Source organism: Komagataeibacter xylinus (assembly GCF_031081985.1).
In the GTDB taxonomy this organism is placed as follows: domain Bacteria; phylum Pseudomonadota; class Alphaproteobacteria; order Acetobacterales; family Acetobacteraceae; genus Komagataeibacter; species Komagataeibacter xylinus_E.
Genome location: NZ_JARWSK010000005.1, coordinates 270546 through 290633, shown reverse-complemented (window position 1 = coordinate 290633; position 20088 = coordinate 270546). Strand labels below are relative to the sequence as shown.

The following is a 20088-nucleotide window of genomic DNA, read 5'->3' as shown; positions in this document are numbered from 1 at the left end:
GACAATCCACCGACAGGTTCTCTCCGTCGGGGAGCCCCGGCACCGACTCTCTTCCGGCATCATGCTGAAAGAACGGTGTTGAATCTTCATTATACGACTATTATAGTCGTATTTCTGGTATGTAATCCGAGCATGTCGGATGTGATCATGGATGATCACCGGCCGACAGGTAAGGGCGGCACGGGCACTCCTGAACTGGACACAGGAGATGCTTGCTGAAAAGGCCCTCGTAGCATTGACCGCACTCAAGCGCCTCGAATCCGAGCGCGGTCTCGGTGTCCATGAGGGTACGACCGACCAGGTCCGCCGCGCGCTGGAGGCGGCGGGCATCCTGTTCATCGAGTCCGGACAAGGGCGCGGCGTCATGTTTCTTAACGAGACTTCCGGTACCGAAACGCGGCAGGCTAGGGTGCGTCGCGTTCGTTCTCCGACCTGATCGGCTCTCCCATGCAGAAGCCACCGCTCGACCCGTCCGTCGCCGACAGTGCCCCGGAAGCGTCCTGTCTCACCGGCTACGACGAACAGCATCTGATTACCTATCTGCGTCTGCTGGACGCCGAGGCCGACGGCGCCGACTGGCGCGAGGTCGCCCGCATCGTGCTCCATCGCGACCCGGCAGCCGATCCCGAGGGCGTCCACCGCTGCTGGCACAGCCATCTGGCGCGGGCGCACTGGATGACCGAACATGGCTACCAGCATCTCCTGCGGGGCGGTGCTCCCCACTGACACCCTCAATCGTTGCGTTATCAGCAAGACCTGTTGCAGGACCGGGACGTAGCGGGCAACAGGACGGTCTGGCATACTCTCGCGAGCAAGTGCTTGCCCTGTTCCCACCCGTTACGCATCGGAGACGACGCCATGAGCCGCGCCAACTGGCGGTCGGCGGGCGCGTACGAGGGCCTGCGGTCGCTCGACGCCCCCGCCTTTGCCTTGCAATTTGTCAGCCGTAACCGCGACTTTATCCGCGAGCGGGCTGCCCTTCAGCGCGCCGCGCTATCCGCAACAGACGCCGAAGCCTTCGCCCGGCGCTGGGGGTTGCGATTTCGAGAGTGTCCGCACGGCCCTCGATCCGCGTGCCGCCCGCTGGACTGTTGCGGTATCGCCGGCCGTGATTGCGGTTGTCCCCCTGCCGACAGCACTGGCTGACGCGCCGTATCGGCCGCTCTCACTCGCTTGGGCAGCCGATATGGCGGGAGAAGTGCTGGTCGAGCAGGGGGAGACGGTCATGCGGCTGTACGTCCTGCCGCCGGACGGGGCTCAGGTCGGCGTGCTTCTACCGCTCGACGCGCTGTTCGAGGTGCGTGTCCAGGCCGCCCTGCGGCTCTGGCGCGTGCTGATGGAGCGGCGTCCCGGTCGTGATCCGGCCTGCCTGTCATCCGATCGCATCCGCAGGCTGATCCTGGCGCTCCGGACGCTCGACGGTCTGGACGACGGGGTGTCGCAGCGCGAGATCGCCGGCGTCCTGTTCGGTCGGGAGGTTTCTGCAGGGGACTGGCTCTCTCACGATCTGCATTTCCGCATGAAACGGCTGGTGCGTTTTGCGCGGGGACTGACTGACGGAGGATATCGGCGCTTGCTACTGCACCCGTTTCGTGGGCGGTAGGCCGGTGTCGTCCCTGCTTGTGCCACTCAACAAACAATCAAGATTTTCCAGTAGCGGCCCATTGCCGGTTTTTCTTGACGTAGGAAGTGGGAGCGGCCAGCCATGAAACCATGGATACCATCAGCCTCCTCGCCCTGCTTCTGACACTCTCGGCAGGATTCAGCATTCTCAATCACCATACGCTCCGCGTTCCAGTCACGATTGGCGTGCTTGTCTTTTCGTTGCTGACATCGCTTCTGGTCATGATCCTGAATCCGCTGATTCCGGCCTATGATCTTCAAGCTCTTCCACGATCTGTGCTCGGATCCATCAATCTGCCTGTGACATTTCTTAATGGTGCGCTGTCGCTTCTGCTTTTTGCTGGAGCCATGCAGGTGAATGTCGGGTATCTGCGAGCAAAGCTTGCCTCGGTCACGGCCCTCTCTGTTCTGGGGACCGTGCTGGCTGTCGCCTTTCTGGCGATCGCGGCGTGGTGTGTCTTTCCCCTGTTAGGCCACGCCATTCCTTTTGCGTGGTGCATCGTCCTCGGCGCTATTCTCGCACCAACCGATCCGGTTTCGGTCGTGGGAATGCTGAAACGTCTAGGATTGCCGGGACCGCTTCAGGCTGTTTTCGCGGGGGAAAGCCTGTTTAATGATGGCGTAGGGGTTGTCATTTTCGGTGTCACGATCGGACTTGCTACCGGGGACAGTCAGGGGGTAACCACCTCCGAGATTGCTCTGAGTTTCTGCCGCGAGGCGATCGGTGGCGGTTTGCTGGGCGCATTGACCGGATGGATCGCGCTCAGTGTGCTTAAGGGGCAGCGGGATCCGCATATTGATCTGCTGACGTCGCTGGCTCTGGCGACTGGAACCTTCAGCATCGCCAATCAGCTTGGCATGTCGGGTGCGATTGCTGTGGTCGTCGCGGGACTGTGTTTTGGAACAAGCTATAGTCACTCCGTTTTCGATGAGGCATCCCGCAAGGAACTCGACAGCGCATGGACACTCATTGATGAGGTGCTGAATGTTCTGCTGTTCATGCTGATCGGCTTTGAAATCCTTGAGATCACGCCGCATCTGTTTACGGTGCTGGCGACGCTTGCCGTAATCCCGCTGTCCATTGCCGTGCGGGCATTGAGCGTGCTGTTTTCAACGCTTCCGGTTCATCTGAGGCAATGGGAGCGGGGCCGCGTTCTCGGTATTCTGACCTGGGGCGGCCTGCGTGGTGGCATCTCCGTCTCTCTGGCACTTGGATTGCCGCCCGGAGACTTGCGCGACCTGCTGTTGCCGGTCTGTTACGGCGTCGTCGTGTTCACCATCATCGTGCAGGGGCTGACCATGGAGCGGGTTGCTCGCAGACTTTATCCGGCATCCGCATCCCAGTCGTAGTCAGCCTTCCTCCGTTTTCCCGGACATAGCTGCGCCCACCGAAGTCCAATAACACGATGTTTGTTGGGGGGGCGGAGTTTTGTCAGCGTCCCCCTTCAAGGACCGATCTCGTCCCCGGTGAGATCGGTCCTAGTCCCGGAAGACCTCGCTCCGCCACGCTGATCCCTGCTGGCCGCATCTGTCCCGCGGCCCCAGCCAGCGACCACGGAGCCACCTCATGTCCGCCAATTACAGCGATCTGCCGCCGCGCTATCTGCGCACGCCCGACGCTTCGCGCTTCGTCGGGCTTTCCATTCGCACCCTGGAAAAACACCGGATCTACGGCACCGGCCCGCGCTACTCGAAGCTCGGCGGCCGTGTGGTCTATCGGGTCGATGAACTGCAGGCCTGGGTAGAGAGCGGAGCACGCGCCCACACCTCGGACACCACCGCCGGCACCGTGTCAGCGGCCGCACGGCAAAGCCCGCTGATCCCGCCGACGCAGGCTTCCTCGCGCGGGAGCCGGCGCTGATGTCCCCGCCCGGCAGGGCGCGCTCTGAGCGCGAGCAACTGGAACTCTTCCATGCCATCGCGGGAGATTTCGCCCCTCGCGATGCGCAGGATCTGATGGCGTTCCCGTTCTTCAGCCTCGCTAAATCCCCTCGCATGGTTCCGATCGATTACCGGACCCCGGACGTCACCATCCGGGTCGAGGCGTCCGCCGAGCATGGCATGGCCACGATCTGGGACGCTGACGTGCTGATCTGGGCCGCCAGCCATCTCGTTGCCGCACGTGACGCTGGTCGGCGCACGTCGCGGCTGATGGTGGCCAGCCCGCGCGAGATCCTGACCTTCATCGGCCGAGGCGACAGTGCGCGGGATTATGAGCGGCTGGAAGCAGCCTTCGATCGCCTGCAATCCACCACGATCAAGACCTCGCTCCGGCAGACCGGAAAGGGGCAACTGCACCGCTTTTCCTGGATCAACGAATGGAAACGGCATACCGAGCGGGAAGGGCGCACCCGTGTGATCGAACTGATCCTGCCCGACTGGTTCTACCACGCCGTTCTCGACGATGCGCTCGTGCTGACCATCGACCCGGCCTATTTTGGCCTTACAGGCGGTCTGGAGCGCTGGCTCTATCGCATCGTGCGCAAGCATGGCGGTCGCCAGCGTGCGGGCTGGGCCTTCGGCCTGCGCCATCTCTACGAAAAATCTGCCAGCCTTTCCCCCTATCGTCGCTTTGCCTTCGAACTGCGCGAAATGACGAAGCGGCAGCCCTTTCCCGGCTATCGGCTGTCGGTGCGCCCCGACCGCAACGGTAACGACACTTTGGCCTTCGCGCCTGCCAAACTATCCACAGGGGCCTGTGGACAAGCTGTGAATCCATCCGTGCTATCAGTTGTGGATTTATCCGTGCCATCACTGCCACGGCATCCGTGCTATCGTTTGCGGAAAACGCCGAATCACGACGTTGAATCAAATGGTTATGATGCCCTTAACTTAGAATCTAACTTAAAAGAGTCTAACTTTAAGGATGTTGGCACCCCGCCCGATCTGCGGATAACCCCCGGAGAGGGGCCATGATCGTGGCCTTCCTCAACCAGAAGGGCGGCGTCGGCAAGACGACGCTGGCGCTGCATCTCGCGGGCCAATGGGCTCGGGAAGGCCGGCGCGTGACGGTCATCGATGCCGACCCGCAGGGCTCGGCGCTGGACTGGTCGGCGCAACGGGTGCGGGAGGGACTGCCACGGCTGTTCGGCGTGATCGGGCTGGCGCGCGATACGCTGCACCACGAGGCGCCGGCACTGGCTCAGGGGGTGGATCACGTCGTCATCGACGGTCCTCCGCGCGTGGCGGCGCTGCTGCGCTCCGCCCTGCTGGCCGCCGACCTGGTGCTGATTCCCGCGCAGCCTTCGCCGTTCGACGGCTGGGCCTCGGCCGAGATGTTGCGGCTGCTAGCGGACGCGCGCCTCTTCCGTCCCGGCCTTCTCGCCCGTTTCGTGCTCAACCGCTGCGCCGCGCGCACGGTCATCGCCCGCGAAACCCGGCTGGCGCTGGCCGGCCACGAGCCGGCGGCACTGGCGGCGCGGATCGGTCAGCGGGTCGCGTTCGCCGACGCTGCGCGCACCGGCCGTCTGGTGTGCGATCTTCGCCCCCAAGGGATTGCCGCCCGCGAAATCGCCGCTCTGACGACCGAGATCGGGGGGCTGGTATCATGACCCTCCTGACCGGCGACAGCGCGCTCCTGATGCCCTGGCACGGCCCCTACGACATGATCCTGGTCGATCCCCCCTATGGCGATACGTCGCTCGCCTGGGACCGGCGCGTGGCGGACTGGCCGGGCAAGGCGCTCGCCGCCCTGAAGCCGAGTGGCTCGCTCTGGGTGTTCGGGTCGCTGCGGAGCTTTCTCGCATCCAACACGGAATTCCGGAACGCAGGTTGGAAATATGCCCAGGAACTGGTCTGGGAGAAGCAGAACGGTTCCAGCTTCCATGCCGATCGGTTCCGGCGCGTGCATGAACTGATCGTCCAGTTCTATCGCGACGATACGCCCTGGCGCGCCGTCTACAACGTGGTTTCCACCACGTCCGATGCGCGGGCGCGCACGGTACGGCGGAGACACCGGCCGCCCCACATGGGCCGGATCGATGCCGGCCATTACGTGAGCGAGGATGGCGGCCCGCGCCTGATGCGCTCCGTGATTCCGGTCCGCAATGCGCATGGGCGCGCCATCCATCCGACCGAGAAGCCGGTGGCACTGCTGGAGATCCTGATCCGCACGAGCTGCCCACCGGGTGGCCTGGTGGGCGACTGGTTCGCCGGCTCGGGCGCGGCCGGTGTCGCCTGTCGCCTGACGGGTCGGCGCTATGTCGGCTGCGAGATCGATCCCGTCATGGCGCAGAAGGCGCGCGACCGCATCGCCTCGGTGCTGCCGCTCGGCGAAGGAACTGCGCCATGACAGGGCGTCGCACGTTTCCCGGCTTCGCATCGCGCCCCGCCGACCCGGAGTGCTGGGTCAAGGCGCCGGACAAGCCTGCGGCTGCCAACCGTTTTACCGCCCGGCTGACCATCGACGTCACGCCGGCGCTGCGCGCGCGGCTCAAGGTCGCGGCGTTCCAGCGCGGCATCACGGTCGCCGACATGCTGCGCGCGCTGCTGGCCCGCGAGTTCCCCGATACTGCTGGAGATGTGCCATGACCGACACCCTCGCTCATGTCGAACTGACCTGGATCGAGAAGCGCATCGAGCACTGGATCCGCTTCGGCTCTGTCGCCCATGAGCAGATTCTCGATCGTCGGCGGCGGATACTGAGCTTTCCGCCGGACACCGTATTCGCCTTCCTGCGCTGGGCGGCGAACGATTACGGCACGGTGGTGTCCTGCATCGACATCGTGCGCGTCACCCATCCCGGCGAGCCCTATCAGACAGTACCGTTCGTGCGTCCCGGCGGCGAGAGCCTGCTGCGCCAGAGCGGCTGGCCGAAGGTCCGGTTGGTGCTCGAAGCCGTCGATCGTATCGAAGCGATCGGCATCGATCCCGTCGACGTGGCGCCCGAGCATTGGCGGCACCTGCACAATCGGATGCTCGCCGGGCAGGCACCACGTCCCTACACGCGCGACCGCCATCAGGCCTGGCTGCGCCGGAGGGCGGTGTCATGACGCGCTTTGGCTGGTTCTTCACCACGTATTTCGCAATGCTCGGTGTTGGCACGTCATTGGCGATCCATCCGGCGCCCCGGCTGATCTGGAATGCCACCGCCAGCACACCGGTCGGACTGTATCGCCTGCAATCGGTGCGCATCCTGCATGTCGGAGACCTGATCGCGATTAGGCCCCCGACAGACATTGCCACGATGCTGGCGCACGGTGGCTATCTGCCGCTCGGTGTGCCGCTGCTCAAGCCGGTCGCCGCACTGCCGGGACAACGGGTCTGTCGCATTGGTGCTGCCGTCACGGTCGACGGCAAGGCGCTTGGCGATGCATTGGCCCGCGATCATCGTGGCCGTCCGCTGCCGGTCTGGCAGGGCTGCCGACGTGTCTTGCCCGGTCAGGTCTTCGTCATGAATTCGGCCGTCCCGACCAGTCTCGACGGCCGCTATTTCGGCGTCCTGCCGCTCGATGCAGTGCTCGGCCATGCCCAGCCACTGTGGCTCGTGCCGTCACCGATGTCTCCCACCCCCAATCAGAAAGGAGGCTGACATGGCCCAGATCGGAACTTTCACGCGCACGGCTGACGGCTTCGCCGGGCGCCTGCGCACGCTCGCCCTCGACGTCGAACTGACGATCGTGCCGGCGACATCGTCGGACGCCGAACACGCGCCCGACTATCGCGTCCATCTTGGTGACGCCGATGCCGGACCGGAGGTGGGTGCGGGGTGGAAACGCACCGGCGAGAAGGCGGGCACCTATCTCTCGCTGGTTCTCGACGACCCCATGCTGGCGCAGCCGATCCGCGCCAATCTGTTCCAGTCCGACCGTCAGGGGCGTGCCTTCCATCTGGTCTGGAGCCGCCCGGTGAAGCGTGATGACCGGCGGTAAATTGAGGCTCCGGCTGCTCGGTGTCGTGCTTCCGGTCGTCGTTTCATTGACGGTGCCGACGCATAATGCGGTTGCCGATCCATACGCCGACATGATCGCGGAAGCGGCCATGCGCGCGCAGATTCCAGCCTCATGGATTGCTGCCGTCCTGCATACCGAGAGCCGGGGTGATGCGCATGCCGTGTCGTCGGCGGGTGCGATGGGGCTCATGCAGGTGATGCCCGGAACATGGGCCAGCCTACGCACGTCGCTCGGACTCGGCAACGATCCGTTCGATCCCCACGACAATATCCTGGCGGGTGCAACCTATCTGCGCTGGATGCGGGACCGCTACGGCGAGGCTGGGTTTCTCGCCGCCTATAATGCCGGTCCAGCACGCTACGACGAACATCTCGCGACCGGCCGGCCGCTGCCTGCCGAGACGCGGAATTACGTCGCGTCGGTCAGCGCGCGGCTGGCTCTTCCGCTCGTCGACGACATAGCGATCAGTGCTCTGGCTGCGCCATCCTGGCAGGAGTCTTCCCTCTTTCCGGCGTCATTCCTGCGCACGGGCAGTGCGTCCCGGCATGGCGAGAGTGCGCACAATCCGGGGCATGCCGACGGCGCCCGCCCAACCGACTGGACGGCGCTCGCTCCGCAATCGGCCGGGCTGTTCCTCGCGTCATGGCAGGGGGAAGCACGCCGATGATCCCCGTTCCGGTCCATCGGGCGCTGGCGGGCTATGGGTGCCTTGGGGATGGGGTGCTGGGGGGAGATAGGCAACGGACAGAAGGACGGCAAGGTAAAAGCAGCGCTCCTTCGGGGCTGCATGTGGTTGGTTTGATTGGAGAATTTGTCCTCTCACCACGCACCGCCTGCGGCTGTCCGGGCATTTTTCCTAATCTTTTCAACGATCCGAGCGCCGTCAGGCGCACATCGAAGCGGAGAGCGGGCCATGCCGACGCGCGATGACGGCCTCACTGTTCGGCCCGGACGCATCCAACACGGCAACCAGGGCGCACGACCGAAATCCTTCGTCGGTGAGGTCATGCGTGCCGCGAAGAGGGCCGGTCATACCGGCACCCGGTTCGGCGCGAAGGGCAGGGGAGGCGGCGGCGGTTCCCGTTTCGGGCGCGGCCGACGTGCGGCGCTGTCCATGCGGCTGCGCAGCAATGCCCGTCGCGTCGTGGTCAAGGCGCGTGTCGTGCGCCAGCAGGGCACGCGCTTTCGTTCCGCACCGCTCTCCCGGCACATCGCCTACCTCAGGCGCGAGGGCGTCACCCGTGACGGTGCCAGGGCCCATCTGTTCGATGCCGGGTCCGACGAAGCGGACAGCAAGGCCTTCGCGGAACGTTGTGAAGACGACCGGCACCATTTCCGCTTCATCGTCTCGCCCGAGGACGCAGCGCGGATGGAGGATCTGCGGGGCTTCGCGCGCGAACTGATGCAGGACATGGAGCGCGACCTGGGCACAAAGCTGGACTGGGTCGGGGTGGATCACTGGAACACCGACAATCCGCATGTCCATATCCTGGTGCGTGGGGTGGCCGATGACGGCAAGGATCTGGTGATCAGTCGTGCCTATATCAGCCAGGGCCTGCGCGACCGCGCCGCCGAACGGGTGACGCTGGAACTGGGTCCGCGCAGCGAGCTGGAAATCCGCACCGCCCTGGAGAGCGAGATTGCCGCCGACCGCTGGACCAGCCTCGATCGCGCGTTGCAGGATCTCAGCGACGAGGGCGGAGGTATCGTCGATCTGCGGCCGGGAGCGGGTGCCGAAGACCCGGAACTGCGGCGGCTGCTGGTTGGCCGGGCGACCAAGCTGGAGGGGCTTGGTCTCGCCGACCGCGTCGGGGTAGCGCGCTGGACCCTCAAACCGGGGCTGGAGGCGACGCTGCGCGATCTCTCCCTTCGGGGCGACATCATCAAGAGCATGCACCGCGCCATGGCCGGCGGCGGGGTGGAACCCGATGTCGCGGGTTTCGCGATCCATGGCGAGACGCTGGCCAATTCCGTCATTGGCCGGCTGGTCGAGCGCGGGCTGGATGACGAGTTGAAAGGCTCGGGTTACGTGGTGATCGCGGGGGCCGACGGGCGGACGCATCATGTCCGCTTCCCCGATCTGGAGCTGACCGGTGACGCGAAGACGGGCGCGATCGTCGAGACCCGGACCTGGGAGGATGCCAAAGGCACGCAGCGCCTGTCGCTCGCGACCCGTTCGGATTTCACGCTGGCCGAGCAGGTGACGGCACCCGGCGCGACCTGGCTCGATCGCCAGTTGCTCGCCAAGGATCCGGCGCTGGGCAATGCGGGTTTCGGTGCGGAGGTCCGCGAGGCGATGGCGCAACGGATTGATCATCTGGCGTCCGAGGGGCTGGCCAGACGGCAGGGCGAGCGCGTGGTGTTCGCGCCCGACCTGATCGGCACCCTGCGCCAGCGCGATCTCGGTCAGGCGGCGGCCAGGCTGGCGGCGCAGACCGGGCTGGAAAATCGGCCTGCCAAGGAAGGAGATATCGTCTCGGGGGTCTATCGCCAGCGGTTAGCCCTGTCCTCGGGTCGCTTCGCCATGGTGGATGACGGGCTGGGCTTCCAGCTCGTGCCGTGGCGTCCGGCGCTGGAGCAGAAGCTCGGACGGCAGGTTTCCGGCACCATGTCGCCGGGTGGATCGGTGGACTGGAATTTCGGGCGCAAGCGCGGGCTTGGGATTTGACGTCGGGCGGCTTGCCTGCGGGTTTTCGGCTGACAAAGCGGGTGCTTCATAAGTATGATAAAATATGCTCGCTCGGGAGGAGCCGCCTCATGTCCACAATCGAACGTATGACTATCACCGTGCCGTCCGAAATGGCCGCGATCCTGCGGCAATCCGTTGACGGCGGTGAATATGCCTCGACCAGCGAGGTGGTGCGCGAGGCATTGCGCGAATGGATGCGTCGGCGCGATACCGACCGCCGTGATCTCGACGCCCTGCGGGAGGCGATCCGGCTTGGTGATGAGAGCGGGTCGAGCATCCCGGCTGAGACCGTCTTCGCCGAATTGCGCGACGTGATCGCCCGCCGCCGCGCGCAGGGATGAAACGCCTTGGCTTCGCTCCAGCAGCGCGTGCCGACCTCTTGGAGATAGCGCTCTACATCGCCGAAGACAATCTCGATCGGGCCATGAGCTTCGTTGCCGAGCTGGAAGCGAAGGCAGCCACAGCAGCGCACCATCCGGGGAGCTTTCCGGCGCGCGATGAAATCAGTCCCGGATTGAGGGTCATTGTTCACGGCCGCTACCTGCTGTTCTTCCGTGAACTGGCCGACGAGGTACGCATCGTCCGCGTGCTTCATGGCGCACGGGATCTGCCGCAGATATTCGACTCGTAAACCAGAGCGCATTACGCTTCGCGGATTACGCCGCCTGCAAGAAGGTGCCGCAGGCGCTGATCGTGGAGACGGCGCTGGCATCGTTCCTGTCGCCGGAAGGCCCCGAGCGGCTGGAAGCGGCGTTGGCCCGGCGGCTGAGGAACTGGCTGGCGTCCCGGCCTGACATTCCCATACCGCGCGACGTCCGTCTGTACGACCATCATTTCATGATGCTGGAAGCCGTCGCCAGTGGTCTGGGCGTCGCCTTGTCGCCCCGTATCATCGCTGCAGACGATGTAGCGACCGGCCGGCTTGTGGCACCGGTCGGGTTCGATTCAGATGGAACGTCTTACGGGCTGATCCGGTCAGGCGGCGTGCAGGTGGCGGAAAGCGTGGAGATCCTCGAAAGATGGCTGACGCAACAGGCTGGATAATCCGTTGGACGAAATCGTGAGATGAGCACTCCTTGGAGACTCGAATGGCAAGTTATGCCATTATCTGCCATTGTAACCCAGAAAGGAGAATGGCGATGGCCTCCATGAACGTCTCCGTGCCGGAACTGATGCGCGACTGGGTCCAACGTCGTATCGACAGCGGGCAGTATGCCAGCGTGAGCGATTATGTGCGTGACCTGATTCGGCGTGATCAGGCGCTGGTCGATGCTCTGATAAAGGGGGAGCGCAGCGGCATCAGCAAGCGCTCGGTGCCTGATATCCTTTGCGCGGTGAAATCGGCATCTGACGCCGAGAATGAGTAGCTACACCCTCTCCGGGGAAGTCGACGCGGATAACGTGAGTATCGTCAGGACCTCCGTCCGGCTGTGGGAGCTAGCGCGCGCCGAACGCTATATCCTTGATCTCCATGCTACCTTCGAGCGCCTGGCCGGGGATGGGCACCGACGTTCGTGACCTGAGAAATGGGTATTTCCGCTTTCCGCATGACAGCCACACCGTGTTCTAGCGGAAGCTGGAGGATGGTATCCTGATCGTCCGTGTGCTGCACCAGAAGCAGGAGCTCCGTCACAACCTCTGAATGGGACCATTAGACACCTTTGATACGGCCGTGCGAAGCGACATGCGTATCCGGTCTCGGTGGTGAAGGGACCGTTCTTGCAGCACCCGACCGGTGGGCGCGCCCCATAACATCACGACTGCGTCGAACTCTTTTTCCTTGCCGCCGAAGCTTGCTCTCATACGCTTCTAAGAACGTGGCGAGTTCTGGATGTTGACGTTTCGGCAACTGAAGTTCGTCGGCAAAGGGAATTTGGATTGACAGAGATTCCAATACCGGGATATGCCCCTATTAATAGGGGCATATCCCGGTATTGGAGCCAAGATGACCCAGCCATCATCGCAGACTTCCTATGCAGTCAGTCGCTGTAACTGCACGGCGCTTCGCAAAGCCTCGCGCCGGCTTTCACTGATGTATGACGCCACTCTAGCTCCTTGCGGCCTGAAATCGACACAGTTCTCAATCCTCAGCGAGATCGAACGCCGTCACGACAAGCCTCCCACAATGTCGGAACTTGCGGATGCGATGGTGATGGATCGCTCGACTCTTGGGCATAATCTGCGTCCCCTTGAGCGTGATGGACTCATCGCCTTGAAGGCAGCCGACGCAGATCGCCGCTGGAAGCACGTGCATCTCACGAAGAAGGGGCTTGAAAAGTACTCCCACGCGCATTCCCTCTGGCGCGAAGCGCAGCATCATTTCGAAGGCAGCTTCGGCAGAGACAAAGCCGACCATCTGCGTGAGACGCTCCTCGGGATCGCTGCGGATCCGGCTTTGGCAAGTATCCCCTCGCAGCCCATCGTTTCCCAACGTTAGAAGGCCAGTACGATCATGGCATCTCAGCGTGAAGTTGGCTCCGTGGCCCAAAGGAAAAAGATCCTGGTGCTTACGACGGCGTCGCTTGTTTGTTCGATGATAATGCTGGACTCGAACATTGTTGCAGTGTCGCTACCCGCAATAGCGCGCTCCCTTCACGCTTCATTCACAGATATCGAATGGGTTGTAAGCGCCTACGTACTGACCTTTGCGGCGCTTCTAATGGCGGCCGGGTCCTATGCGGACCGACACGGACGCAAGCTCGCCGTGCTTATTGGCCTGGCAGTGTTTGCGGTGGCCTCTGGACTTTGTGGCCTGGCTACATCGGCCATCATGCTGAATCTGGCTCGCGCGCTTCAGGGCGTCGGGGCCAGCCTCCTGCTGACCGCCGCACTTGCCGTCATTAATCACACGTTCGACGGATCGGAGCGAGCGAGGGCATACGCCTTCTGGGGCTCCTGCATCGGTATCGCCATCACCAGCGGCCCCATTATTGGCGGAATCATTACCAATCTAGCGGGATGGCGTTGGGCCTTTCTCATAAATCTGCCTATTTGCGCTATCCTGATTGCAGTGTCCTTCTACATACTTTCCGAATCCTCTGACCACGAAGCGAAACGTCTTGATTTCGCCGGCATCGTAACCTTCAGCACAGGGCTGTTTCTATTGATCTGGGCCCTCATCGACGGCAACACCGCCGGTTGGGCCAGCCGGTCCATCATGTGCCGGTTCGTAGGTGCCGTCGTCCTGCTGGCTGCGTTCATTTTCGTAGAGCTTCGGCAAGAGCGGCCGATGGTCGATTTCGCTCTCTTTACACAAAGAGATTTCCTCGGCTCTGTCTTCGCGATGCTCGGATACGCTGGTGGCGCTCAGGTAATGATCTTCTTTCTACCTATGTTCCTCCAGAACGCCTACGGCTATGAGCCGGCCGCCGCGGGTCTGGCCATGGTGCCCTTTGCACTGCCGATGTTTTTAACGCCCCGGTTTGGTGGGCGGCTGGCAAACCGGCATTCAGTGCGCTCGCTGCTCGCCATCGGGTTGATCACCACGTTCGTCGGAGATATTCTTCTTTACGAGTTCGCGCGGGCTGGCGTGAAATATCTTGTCTTCGCTGCCGGCATGCTCGTCGTGGGTGCGGGCGCTGGATTGCTTAACAGCGAGACCACGAAGGCCATGCAGGGAGCTGTTCCCGCGCAGCGCGGTGGTATGGCGTCTGGCCTAACGTCCACAGTCCGCTTCGTCGGGCTCTTGCTCGGAGTGGCGGGCCTGGGGGCAGTCCTGTCGAAGGCTGTCTCCCGAGAGTTTACCGCTGCTGCTACTGTGCAGAGCCTTGATCCACGCCTTGCGACAGCCGCAGCCAAACGGGTCGCCTCCGGCGATCTCTCTGGTTTCATCGGTGCGGTTCCCCCTGGGCTCCAATCCGGGGTTCACCGCGCCGCCCAGGCAGCCTTCGCTGGCGGATTCGCGACAGTAAGTCTCGTCGCGGCCGCAGTTGCTGCAGCGAGCTGCATCCTAACGCTCATTTTGACGCGGACCAAGAACGTGGTGGTTTCGCCGGCCAACGGGGTTCGGTGACGCTCTCCATTGGGGCTTGCGAATGTATTTGCGTCCAAGGCCGTGGGTTTCGGCTTTCGGGCAGAGACAACAGTGAGAGGAACGATAATGTCGGGAATGCACTTGGAGCGCTTGACGGCAGGAATGCCTATCCCATTCGGCGGTGATCGCGCTACCCTCGTATCTTCTGCATTGGCGGAGATTTTTAAGCCTGGCGACGCTCTCCTCGTTGACCAGACTGACGGCGAACTGATGCACATCGCCCGCGAGGTGCGCGTGGAAGTGGATCGCGCGATGGCGCATTCGCTTCGGGCCTTCCGTGAGTTCTCCAGAGTCCCAGACGCGCAGATCAACAGCTTTTTCGATGACGCGGCGTCGAGGCTGGCAGATGACGATATCTGGAAGCGCATCCTGGCCGCTAACGCGCGCGATCTTGCTCGCGCCGCGTCGGCAGGTCGATTGAGCGACCGACTGGCACTCGGAGACAAATCGCGCAGTGCCATGATCCGTGGACTGCTTTCGTGGGCGAATCTGGACGCAGGCCGTGGGAGACTCGTGGAGGAGCATTTCCACGATGGTTGGCGCGTCAACGCCGCCCGCGAGCCCGTTGGGGTTGTTGGCTTCGTCTTTGAGGCACGGCCAAGCGTGATCATCGATGCAGTCGGCGTGCTGCGTACCGGAAATGTGGCTCTGCTCAAGTTCGGCCACGACGCCCGCGCCACGGCCGAATGCCTGCTGTTCCAAATCATTGAGCCTGCCCTTGCCAATAGCGGTCTGCCGCGTGGCGCTATTGGACTGATCGACAGCGAAAACCACGCCGCGACTTGGGCTTTGCTTTCGGACCGACGACTTGGTCTCGCAGTTTTGCGGGGCTCCGGCAAGGTGGTCAGGCGACTTGGCGACGTCGCCCGGCAGAGTGGTGTGCCTACTAGTCTTCACGGGACTGGCGGCGCATGGCTGGTCGCGAATCATGACGCTGATCCGGCCCGCTTCAGGGCTGTCGTCCAGAACTCACTCGACCGGAAGGTGTGCAACACCCTAAACGTCTGCTGCGTCGTTAGGTCGAAGGCGACAGAGTTGATACCCATGCTGATCGAAACGTTATCGCTCGCCCCTGCACGTAGAGATACTAGAGCTAGAATCCACGTCGTCGAAGGTTCCGAAAGCTATCTGCCGGAAGATCTCTTCTCGGGCTCGCCGCTATCTGCAACTAATGACATTACTAGGAGGCGCCCATTCGCCGAGCTGATATCTGCTTCCAAACTTCCAACAGAATGGGAGTGGAGTGACGCTCCGGAGATCTCTCTGGTGGTCGTTGAAGGGCTGGATGAAGCGATCAACCTGTTCAACAATTATGCGCCACGTTTCGTCGTCTCCCTCATCAGCGCTGATTCGGTCGCGCAAGACTGGTTTTATGATGCTGTCGACGCTCCGTTTGTTGGCGATGGGTTTACGCGTTGGGCGGACGGTCAGTATGCGCTCGATAGACCGGAACTGGGACTGTCCAACTGGCAGGAGGGACGTCCGCTGGGCCGCGGTGCTATACTTTCAGCTTCGGATATCTTCACGGTGCGCTACCGGATGAGCCAATTCGACGCGTGCGTATCGAGGTGACCGAACGATGCTCAGCGATTAATACCTCCGGAGCCCTTCTGCGCTCGTGCTATCGCGCCTGTTCGCATTCCTCGGGGGCTAGGGTCTCGGCATTGAGCTTTGACTAGGCAGGTTCACGAATTTTGCGAGTGCCACGTGCGGTCAGCGATTTTTGTCTGTTCGCTCAGTTGGCCCTTGTAAGCACAGTCAGCCGGATGGAACACCGCACGCGGAAGCCCAATTTCTCATAGAGCTGCTTTGCGCCGTTCTCGGTCTTAACGTGGAGAAACGGCGTCATCCCGTCGGCAAAACTCCGAGAAGCGACTGCAGTAACGAGAGCGCTACCGTATCCTCGACCTCGTGCTTCTGGTGTCGTACAAACTGCGCTGATTTCCGTGAAATTCCCGAGGCGAACTCGCTCTCCGGCCATCGCAAGTAGTGTGCCGGCATGAGAGCGAATGCCACGATAGCGCCCCATTCGAATGGTCGCTTCGAGGAATGGCCCTGGCTTTGTGGCGGCCGTAAGAGCCAGCATATCCGGCACGTCCTCTTCTTGGAGTTCGAGCAGATCACAGAGTTCAGTCGCGAGAGGCTTCTCGCAAACCATTTGTTCGATCCAACGGCTTCGTTCAACCGTCCAGCCTGAAGGCACTTCGGGCGGTGTGGTTGTGAACAGTGCTATGCTCTCGCCCCACGAAACCAATTGCGCCAAGTCGGCAAAGGCCGCTGCCGTGCATTTCTGCAGTCCTGCAAGGGGGGAAACATTATGCGGATAGCGCGCAGCAAGACCGAATGTCAGCGCAAGCGGTCTCTGAATAGTATTGAGGGCGTTCCAGACAGGATTGTTGAGCGAGTCAAATTTACTCAAGGGTGAATCCTCTTGAACGAACTACGGTTCGCCGAAAGCCACCCGAAAGTGAGTGCGTCTTTGTTCAGTTCCGGCGGTCCTCAACGGCTATCTGCTAGTCAAGCTACGGCTCGGATCACATGTCGGGATCGATGTAACCTGGTCTTTCAGCCGAAAGAGACGCTTTGAGCAAGCGTGTGGTCTCGTCGGCCATGATCTCGCTCTTGCCAGCCTCGAGCGCCTCGAAAGTGCGGCGGGCAACGTCGTTCGGATCGCTCTTCGGTATATTGAGGCCTTTGGTGAGATCGGTGTCGACGAAATGCACATGGAGACTGAGCACCGAGGTATTCTGCGGTTTCAGGGCAAGGCGAACGTGGTTCGCGTAGCTCCAAGCTGCCGCTTTGGATGCCGAGTAGGGCGTAAGCAACGGGACGGGAAGCCAAGTGGCACTGGAAAGCACATTGATAATCGCGGACTCGCTGCTCCGCGCAAGAATGGGGGCGAAAGCCTTTGTGACGCGGATCACGCCATAATAGTTTACTTCGAACATTCGCCGCGAAAGTTCTTCGACTGCGTCGTCGAGCGCGTCTGGAACGGTTGCGGCGATGCCGGCATTGTTGACCAAGATGGTCACGTCCTTGGCCTGTTCTGCCGCCCGAGCGATTGACCCAGGATCAGTCACGTCGATCTCAATGGGAATAAGCCCAGGCTCGCCGAAGCCTGCGGTATTCCGCGTGCCCGCGTAGACTTTGGCGGCGCCGAGCGCGAGCGCCTGGCGGGCGAACGCCAGACCTAAACCACGGTTGGCCCCCGTGACGAAAACGACTGCACCATTAACCTTCATCGCGGTTCTACTCCTCGGCTTGAGACAAGCGCTGGCGATCAGCGGAGCGATTTAAGACGGCGCTCATTTATGATGATCATCATGCTTGCCGTAACATGATGGTCATCATATATCTTGTCAAGATGGTTGACTGGAGACTGAAACCCAATGCGCTACCCCGCCGAGGAGACTGCTGCGAAACACCAGAGACTCTTGAATGCTGCGTCCGAGTTGTTCCGCCAGCGCGGGATCAACGACGTGAGTGTGAGCGAGGTGATGAAGGCCGCAGGCATGACGCACGGTGCATTTCCCTCGCACTTCGGTAGCAAGGATGAATTGGCGTCTGCAGCAATTCGGGAGGCGATGGATCAGGCTGACGCAACATTGTCCCGTGCGCTTGCTGATCCGGTGACGGCAAAAGAGACGTTCCTGCAAAACTATCTTAGCAGGGCGCACCGCGATGGAGCGGGCAATGGATGCCCTATGGCCGCACTAGCCGTGGAAATTGGTCGGCGAGAGCCGGACAAGCCGGCGCTTTCTCGGCATCTGGGCAAAGTGATCGAGCGTATCGCTAGGGGGTTCCGATGGAGCGGTGGCGGGGATCGCCGGGAGAAAGCGATCCTCACTACCGCGGCAATGGTCGGTGCCGTGATCCTGGCGCGCTCGGTCGATGATGGCGAATTGTCGGACGAGATTCTCGCTGCGACACGGAGGCAGCTCTTGGCGTCGTAGTTCGGACGGGTTTCGCGCTACACTTGCTAAAAGTGGTGCTGCTTCGGCGCTCCCAACGAGGAGCACCATCGAAGTCCCTTACGACAAGATTCTTTATTGCGAGCGGCACCGCATCAGGGATATATTCAATAGGTGGAAGGACAGGGGCCGTGTCGCAAAACGCTGCGACTGTCGTGACGGCACTTTCTTTTCTGCCGTCTGCATCGCCGGAACTTAGACTGTGTCTGCCAAGGTCGTCTTGCGGCGCTGGTAAGCACTAACAGCTTTCTTCGCCTCGTTGATGATTTCCTCTGAGAGTTGATCGTCGAGGACAACACGCGACATCGTTAGCGCTCCAACGAGCGTTGCCAATAATGGGAGACCGGCTTTGATTGCTTCATTAGCCGTGGAAGCGCCCGACGCGGTCCCAAGTATTTCCGAAAACTTTCTGATTCCCTCGGTTGCTTTGCTTCGGGTATCTTCGCTGGAGCGGGGCAACTCACTGCCCAGCATCGCCAGGGGACAGCTCGTGGCCGGATCATCACGCTGTGCGTTCGACAGGTACATGTCGACGGCTGCTTGCAGGGCTTTCGTTCGCTTGGCGTCAGCAGTGAGGGCCACGATCCGATCAAGTTGGGACTGCAGGGCGTGCCCATAGGCTTCGGAAACAAGCTGATCTTTTGAAGAGAAATGGCGATAGAAGCCGCCACGGGTCAACCCGGCGGCAGCCATCAACTCGTTCAGCCCAGTGCGATCAATACCGTTGCGCCGAAACTCCGAAGATGCCGCTTCGACAATTCGAACACGAGTCAATATCGTTTCCTGCTTCGACTTCTTCACTGAACCACTTCTTTCCTAGCACAAGCAGCTTCGGTCTCGCCGGATGCTATTGCATCTCAACGATGCCCGAATGCGCGCAATCCATTGGCTATTGACGGTCGTGCGTGCAATTCATCAAACCAGCGCTGCATGTGCGGCAGCGAGGGCCAGTCTATCAGCCTGCGCAATGCGATGGTGATTGTGAAGGCAGCGATGTCTGCGAGAGTGAAGTCTTCTCCACCGATAAAGCGCGCTTCTTTTAGAAATGCTTCGGCTCGGGTCAATGCTTCGACGGAACGCCGATCAAGACGCTCAGCGCTGCTATCTCCAGCATTGATCTGCCTCAGTGCAAAAGCTGAATGACTTGGGCCAATGACGTCGGTGAGTGCGAAAAAGAAGCGCTCCAGCACACGTGCTCGCCCGATGATATCGTCAACCGGCAACAATACGCCGGGGGTGAGATCGCAAATGTAAAATAGAATAGCATTTGACTGCGATAAGACCAGGGTCTGCCCATCTCGATCTTGGGATACGATCGTAGGGACTCGGCCCATCGGGTTGCGCGCCAGATGCTCGGGCCTGTGCTGATCGCCGCGGCGCAAATCCATGAGCTTCACAATATAGGGGATGCCCGCCTCTTCGAGCGCGATGGAGACACGCAGGCAGTTTCCAGTGTTGGCGCCGTAAAGCTCGATTGGGGTCAGGTCCGAGCGCTTCAAGTTCATGTTCACGTCCGTTCACCTACAACTTGTCGCATTCGCAGCGGTTTTCGGTCTCTCTGTCCCGATTGCGTAACCTTGTGGATGCGAGTGTGCTCGCCATGATGCGAAGGATCTCGCTCGCAAGGCTACGGTTTGCATTCCTGACCACTCAAACGCTCCCGCCGCCAACCACACCCGCGCGGCATCGACCAGGTTGTCGCGATTTTCCAGCACGTGAGTCCTAGTGACGTTCATGCCTTGGCTCCCGCTGCGTTCAAGCTCTCCACCTGTTTATATGTCGCTTGACATCTATATGCAATTGCGATGCTTATCGACATCTAACTGGCACCAGAGGCCGGCTCATATCGGGCCGTGATGATAGCCGTGCGAAGTGCGAAGG

27 protein-coding genes are annotated in these 20088 nt (G+C 61.7%); 23 read left to right on the top strand and 4 right to left on the bottom strand.

Features of this window, described 5'->3' with window-relative positions:
- Positions 1-208 precede the first annotated feature (208 nt).
- The 22 genes from QEG70_RS11725 (at position 209) to QEG70_RS11620 (ending at position 15808) form a co-directional block, all read left to right on the top strand.
- Positions 209-436, top strand: a complete 228-nt coding sequence (locus tag QEG70_RS11725) for an XRE family transcriptional regulator (protein ID WP_456303522.1) — start codon at positions 209-211, stop codon at positions 434-436.
- A gap of 11 nt (positions 437-447) precedes the next feature.
- Entirely contained in the window at positions 448-726 is a 279-nt protein-coding gene (locus QEG70_RS11720; protein ID WP_019087061.1) for a DNA -binding domain-containing protein, read from the top strand.
- Between the two features lie 132 nt (positions 727-858).
- Positions 859-1146, top strand: coding sequence for a transcriptional regulator domain-containing protein (locus tag QEG70_RS11715; RefSeq protein ID WP_308720820.1), 288 nt, complete (start codon positions 859-861; stop codon positions 1144-1146).
- Between the two features lie 52 nt (positions 1147-1198).
- On the top strand, positions 1199-1603 hold the full coding sequence (locus QEG70_RS11710; RefSeq protein ID WP_308720819.1) for a DUF2285 domain-containing protein: 405 nt from the start codon (positions 1199-1201) through the stop codon (positions 1601-1603).
- A 110-nt stretch (positions 1604-1713) separates the two neighbouring features.
- Positions 1714-2973, top strand: coding sequence for a cation:proton antiporter (locus QEG70_RS11705; protein ID WP_308720818.1), 1260 nt, complete (start codon positions 1714-1716; stop codon positions 2971-2973).
- A 217-nt stretch (positions 2974-3190) separates the two neighbouring features.
- Positions 3191-3484, top strand: coding sequence for a helix-turn-helix transcriptional regulator (locus QEG70_RS11700; RefSeq protein WP_308720817.1), 294 nt, complete (start codon positions 3191-3193; stop codon positions 3482-3484).
- Entirely contained in the window at positions 3484-4539 is a 1056-nt protein-coding gene (locus QEG70_RS11695; protein WP_308720816.1) for a replication initiator protein A, read from the top strand. Before QEG70_RS11700 ends, QEG70_RS11695 begins: the two co-directional genes overlap by 1 nt.
- Complete coding sequence (parA, locus tag QEG70_RS11690) at positions 4536-5174, top strand: ParA family partition ATPase (RefSeq protein WP_308720815.1); 639 nt, start codon at positions 4536-4538, stop codon at positions 5172-5174. The genes QEG70_RS11695 and parA overlap by 4 nt, the downstream gene beginning before the upstream one ends.
- Positions 5171-5914: a DNA-methyltransferase gene (locus QEG70_RS11685; protein WP_308720814.1), complete on the top strand. Its 744-nt coding sequence runs from the start codon at positions 5171-5173 to the stop codon at positions 5912-5914. The genes parA and QEG70_RS11685 overlap by 4 nt, the downstream gene beginning before the upstream one ends.
- Positions 5911-6153 (top strand): ribbon-helix-helix protein, encoded by a 243-nt coding sequence (locus tag QEG70_RS11680; protein WP_308720813.1) that lies wholly within the window; start codon positions 5911-5913, stop codon positions 6151-6153. Before QEG70_RS11685 ends, QEG70_RS11680 begins: the two co-directional genes overlap by 4 nt.
- Positions 6150-6614, top strand: a complete 465-nt coding sequence (locus QEG70_RS11675) for a DUF2840 domain-containing protein (RefSeq protein WP_308720812.1) — start codon at positions 6150-6152, stop codon at positions 6612-6614. The genes QEG70_RS11680 and QEG70_RS11675 overlap by 4 nt, the downstream gene beginning before the upstream one ends.
- Positions 6611-7153, top strand: coding sequence for a S26 family signal peptidase (locus tag QEG70_RS11670; protein WP_308720811.1), 543 nt, complete (start codon positions 6611-6613; stop codon positions 7151-7153). Before QEG70_RS11675 ends, QEG70_RS11670 begins: the two co-directional genes overlap by 4 nt.
- A 1-nt stretch (position 7154) precedes the next feature.
- Positions 7155-7493, top strand: a complete 339-nt coding sequence (locus QEG70_RS11665) for a DUF736 domain-containing protein (protein ID WP_308720810.1) — start codon at positions 7155-7157, stop codon at positions 7491-7493.
- Complete coding sequence (locus QEG70_RS11660; RefSeq protein WP_308720809.1) at positions 7480-8181, top strand: lytic transglycosylase domain-containing protein; 702 nt, start codon at positions 7480-7482, stop codon at positions 8179-8181. Before QEG70_RS11665 ends, QEG70_RS11660 begins: the two co-directional genes overlap by 14 nt.
- 246 nt (positions 8182-8427) lie before the next feature.
- Positions 8428-10182, top strand: coding sequence for a relaxase/mobilization nuclease domain-containing protein (locus QEG70_RS11655; protein WP_308720808.1), 1755 nt, complete (start codon positions 8428-8430; stop codon positions 10180-10182).
- Positions 10183-10271: 89 nt separating this feature from the next.
- The gene (locus QEG70_RS11650) at positions 10272-10544 is read left to right on the top strand and encodes a type II toxin-antitoxin system ParD family antitoxin (protein WP_019086914.1); all 273 of its coding nucleotides are present in this window, start codon (positions 10272-10274) and stop codon (positions 10542-10544) included.
- Complete coding sequence (locus QEG70_RS11645) at positions 10541-10834, top strand: type II toxin-antitoxin system RelE/ParE family toxin (protein WP_308720807.1); 294 nt, start codon at positions 10541-10543, stop codon at positions 10832-10834. Before QEG70_RS11650 ends, QEG70_RS11645 begins: the two co-directional genes overlap by 4 nt.
- The gene (locus QEG70_RS11640; protein WP_308720863.1) at positions 10822-11247 is read left to right on the top strand and encodes a LysR substrate-binding domain-containing protein; all 426 of its coding nucleotides are present in this window, start codon (positions 10822-10824) and stop codon (positions 11245-11247) included. Before QEG70_RS11645 ends, QEG70_RS11640 begins: the two co-directional genes overlap by 13 nt.
- A gap of 95 nt (positions 11248-11342) precedes the next feature.
- Positions 11343-11570 carry a ribbon-helix-helix domain-containing protein gene (locus QEG70_RS11635; RefSeq protein WP_308720806.1) on the top strand — a complete coding sequence of 76 codons (228 nt, stop codon included), beginning with the start codon at positions 11343-11345 and terminating at the stop codon, positions 11568-11570.
- 578 nt (positions 11571-12148) lie between these two features.
- A complete protein-coding gene (locus tag QEG70_RS11630) occupies positions 12149-12640 on the top strand; it encodes a MarR family winged helix-turn-helix transcriptional regulator (RefSeq protein WP_308720805.1) in 492 nt (163 codons plus the stop codon).
- A 15-nt stretch (positions 12641-12655) separates the two neighbouring features.
- Positions 12656-14215 (top strand): MFS transporter, encoded by a 1560-nt coding sequence (locus QEG70_RS11625; RefSeq protein ID WP_308720804.1) that lies wholly within the window; start codon positions 12656-12658, stop codon positions 14213-14215.
- A 102-nt stretch (positions 14216-14317) separates the two neighbouring features.
- On the top strand, positions 14318-15808 hold the full coding sequence (locus tag QEG70_RS11620) for an aldehyde dehydrogenase family protein (protein ID WP_308720803.1): 1491 nt from the start codon (positions 14318-14320) through the stop codon (positions 15806-15808).
- Positions 15809-15971: 163 nt separating this feature from the next.
- On the opposite strand, the gene QEG70_RS11615 is transcribed toward QEG70_RS11620, so the two are convergent.
- On the bottom strand, positions 15972-16655 hold the full coding sequence (locus QEG70_RS11615; protein ID WP_308720802.1) for a GNAT family N-acetyltransferase: 684 nt from the start codon (positions 16653-16655) through the stop codon (positions 15972-15974).
- A gap of 115 nt (positions 16656-16770) precedes the next feature.
- The gene (locus QEG70_RS11610; protein ID WP_308720801.1) at positions 16771-17478 is read right to left on the bottom strand and encodes an SDR family oxidoreductase; all 708 of its coding nucleotides are present in this window, start codon (positions 17476-17478) and stop codon (positions 16771-16773) included.
- A gap of 147 nt (positions 17479-17625) precedes the next feature.
- Between QEG70_RS11610 and QEG70_RS11605 the strand changes: the two genes are divergently transcribed.
- A complete protein-coding gene (locus tag QEG70_RS11605) occupies positions 17626-18189 on the top strand; it encodes a TetR/AcrR family transcriptional regulator (RefSeq protein WP_308720800.1) in 564 nt (187 codons plus the stop codon).
- Positions 18190-18402: 213 nt separating this feature from the next.
- Here the strand turns inward: QEG70_RS11605 and QEG70_RS11600 are convergent, their stop codons facing one another.
- Together QEG70_RS11600 and QEG70_RS11595 are read right to left on the bottom strand one after the other, a co-directional pair.
- The gene (locus QEG70_RS11600) at positions 18403-19008 is read right to left on the bottom strand and encodes a TetR/AcrR family transcriptional regulator (RefSeq protein WP_308720799.1); all 606 of its coding nucleotides are present in this window, start codon (positions 19006-19008) and stop codon (positions 18403-18405) included.
- A 56-nt stretch (positions 19009-19064) separates the two neighbouring features.
- Positions 19065-19712 (bottom strand): glutathione S-transferase family protein, encoded by a 648-nt coding sequence (locus QEG70_RS11595; RefSeq protein WP_308720798.1) that lies wholly within the window; start codon positions 19710-19712, stop codon positions 19065-19067.
- Positions 19713-20088 lie beyond the last annotated feature (376 nt).

Coding starts and splice junctions, on each gene's coding strand:
- QEG70_RS11725 (WP_456303522.1), top strand. CDS start 209: ATGCTTGCTGAAAAGGCCCTCGTAGCATTGACCGCACTCAAGCGCCTC.
- QEG70_RS11720 (WP_019087061.1), top strand. CDS start 448: ATGCAGAAGCCACCGCTCGACCCGTCCGTCGCCGACAGTGCCCCGGAA.
- QEG70_RS11715 (WP_308720820.1), top strand. CDS start 859: ATGAGCCGCGCCAACTGGCGGTCGGCGGGCGCGTACGAGGGCCTGCGG.
- QEG70_RS11705 (WP_308720818.1), top strand. CDS start 1,714: ATGGATACCATCAGCCTCCTCGCCCTGCTTCTGACACTCTCGGCAGGA.
- QEG70_RS11700 (WP_308720817.1), top strand. CDS start 3,191: ATGTCCGCCAATTACAGCGATCTGCCGCCGCGCTATCTGCGCACGCCC.
- QEG70_RS11695 (WP_308720816.1), top strand. CDS start 3,484: ATGTCCCCGCCCGGCAGGGCGCGCTCTGAGCGCGAGCAACTGGAACTC.
- parA (WP_308720815.1), top strand. CDS start 4,536: ATGATCGTGGCCTTCCTCAACCAGAAGGGCGGCGTCGGCAAGACGACG.
- QEG70_RS11685 (WP_308720814.1), top strand. CDS start 5,171: ATGACCCTCCTGACCGGCGACAGCGCGCTCCTGATGCCCTGGCACGGC.
- QEG70_RS11680 (WP_308720813.1), top strand. CDS start 5,911: ATGACAGGGCGTCGCACGTTTCCCGGCTTCGCATCGCGCCCCGCCGAC.
- QEG70_RS11675 (WP_308720812.1), top strand. CDS start 6,150: ATGACCGACACCCTCGCTCATGTCGAACTGACCTGGATCGAGAAGCGC.
- QEG70_RS11670 (WP_308720811.1), top strand. CDS start 6,611: ATGACGCGCTTTGGCTGGTTCTTCACCACGTATTTCGCAATGCTCGGT.
- QEG70_RS11665 (WP_308720810.1), top strand. CDS start 7,155: ATGGCCCAGATCGGAACTTTCACGCGCACGGCTGACGGCTTCGCCGGG.
- QEG70_RS11660 (WP_308720809.1), top strand. CDS start 7,480: ATGACCGGCGGTAAATTGAGGCTCCGGCTGCTCGGTGTCGTGCTTCCG.
- QEG70_RS11655 (WP_308720808.1), top strand. CDS start 8,428: ATGCCGACGCGCGATGACGGCCTCACTGTTCGGCCCGGACGCATCCAA.
- QEG70_RS11650 (WP_019086914.1), top strand. CDS start 10,272: ATGTCCACAATCGAACGTATGACTATCACCGTGCCGTCCGAAATGGCC.
- QEG70_RS11645 (WP_308720807.1), top strand. CDS start 10,541: ATGAAACGCCTTGGCTTCGCTCCAGCAGCGCGTGCCGACCTCTTGGAG.
- QEG70_RS11635 (WP_308720806.1), top strand. CDS start 11,343: ATGGCCTCCATGAACGTCTCCGTGCCGGAACTGATGCGCGACTGGGTC.
- QEG70_RS11630 (WP_308720805.1), top strand. CDS start 12,149: ATGACCCAGCCATCATCGCAGACTTCCTATGCAGTCAGTCGCTGTAAC.
- QEG70_RS11625 (WP_308720804.1), top strand. CDS start 12,656: ATGGCATCTCAGCGTGAAGTTGGCTCCGTGGCCCAAAGGAAAAAGATC.
- QEG70_RS11610 (WP_308720801.1), bottom strand. CDS start 17,478: ATGAAGGTTAATGGTGCAGTCGTTTTCGTCACGGGGGCCAACCGTGGT.
- QEG70_RS11605 (WP_308720800.1), top strand. CDS start 17,626: ATGCGCTACCCCGCCGAGGAGACTGCTGCGAAACACCAGAGACTCTTG.
- QEG70_RS11595 (WP_308720798.1), bottom strand. CDS start 19,712: ATGAACTTGAAGCGCTCGGACCTGACCCCAATCGAGCTTTACGGCGCC.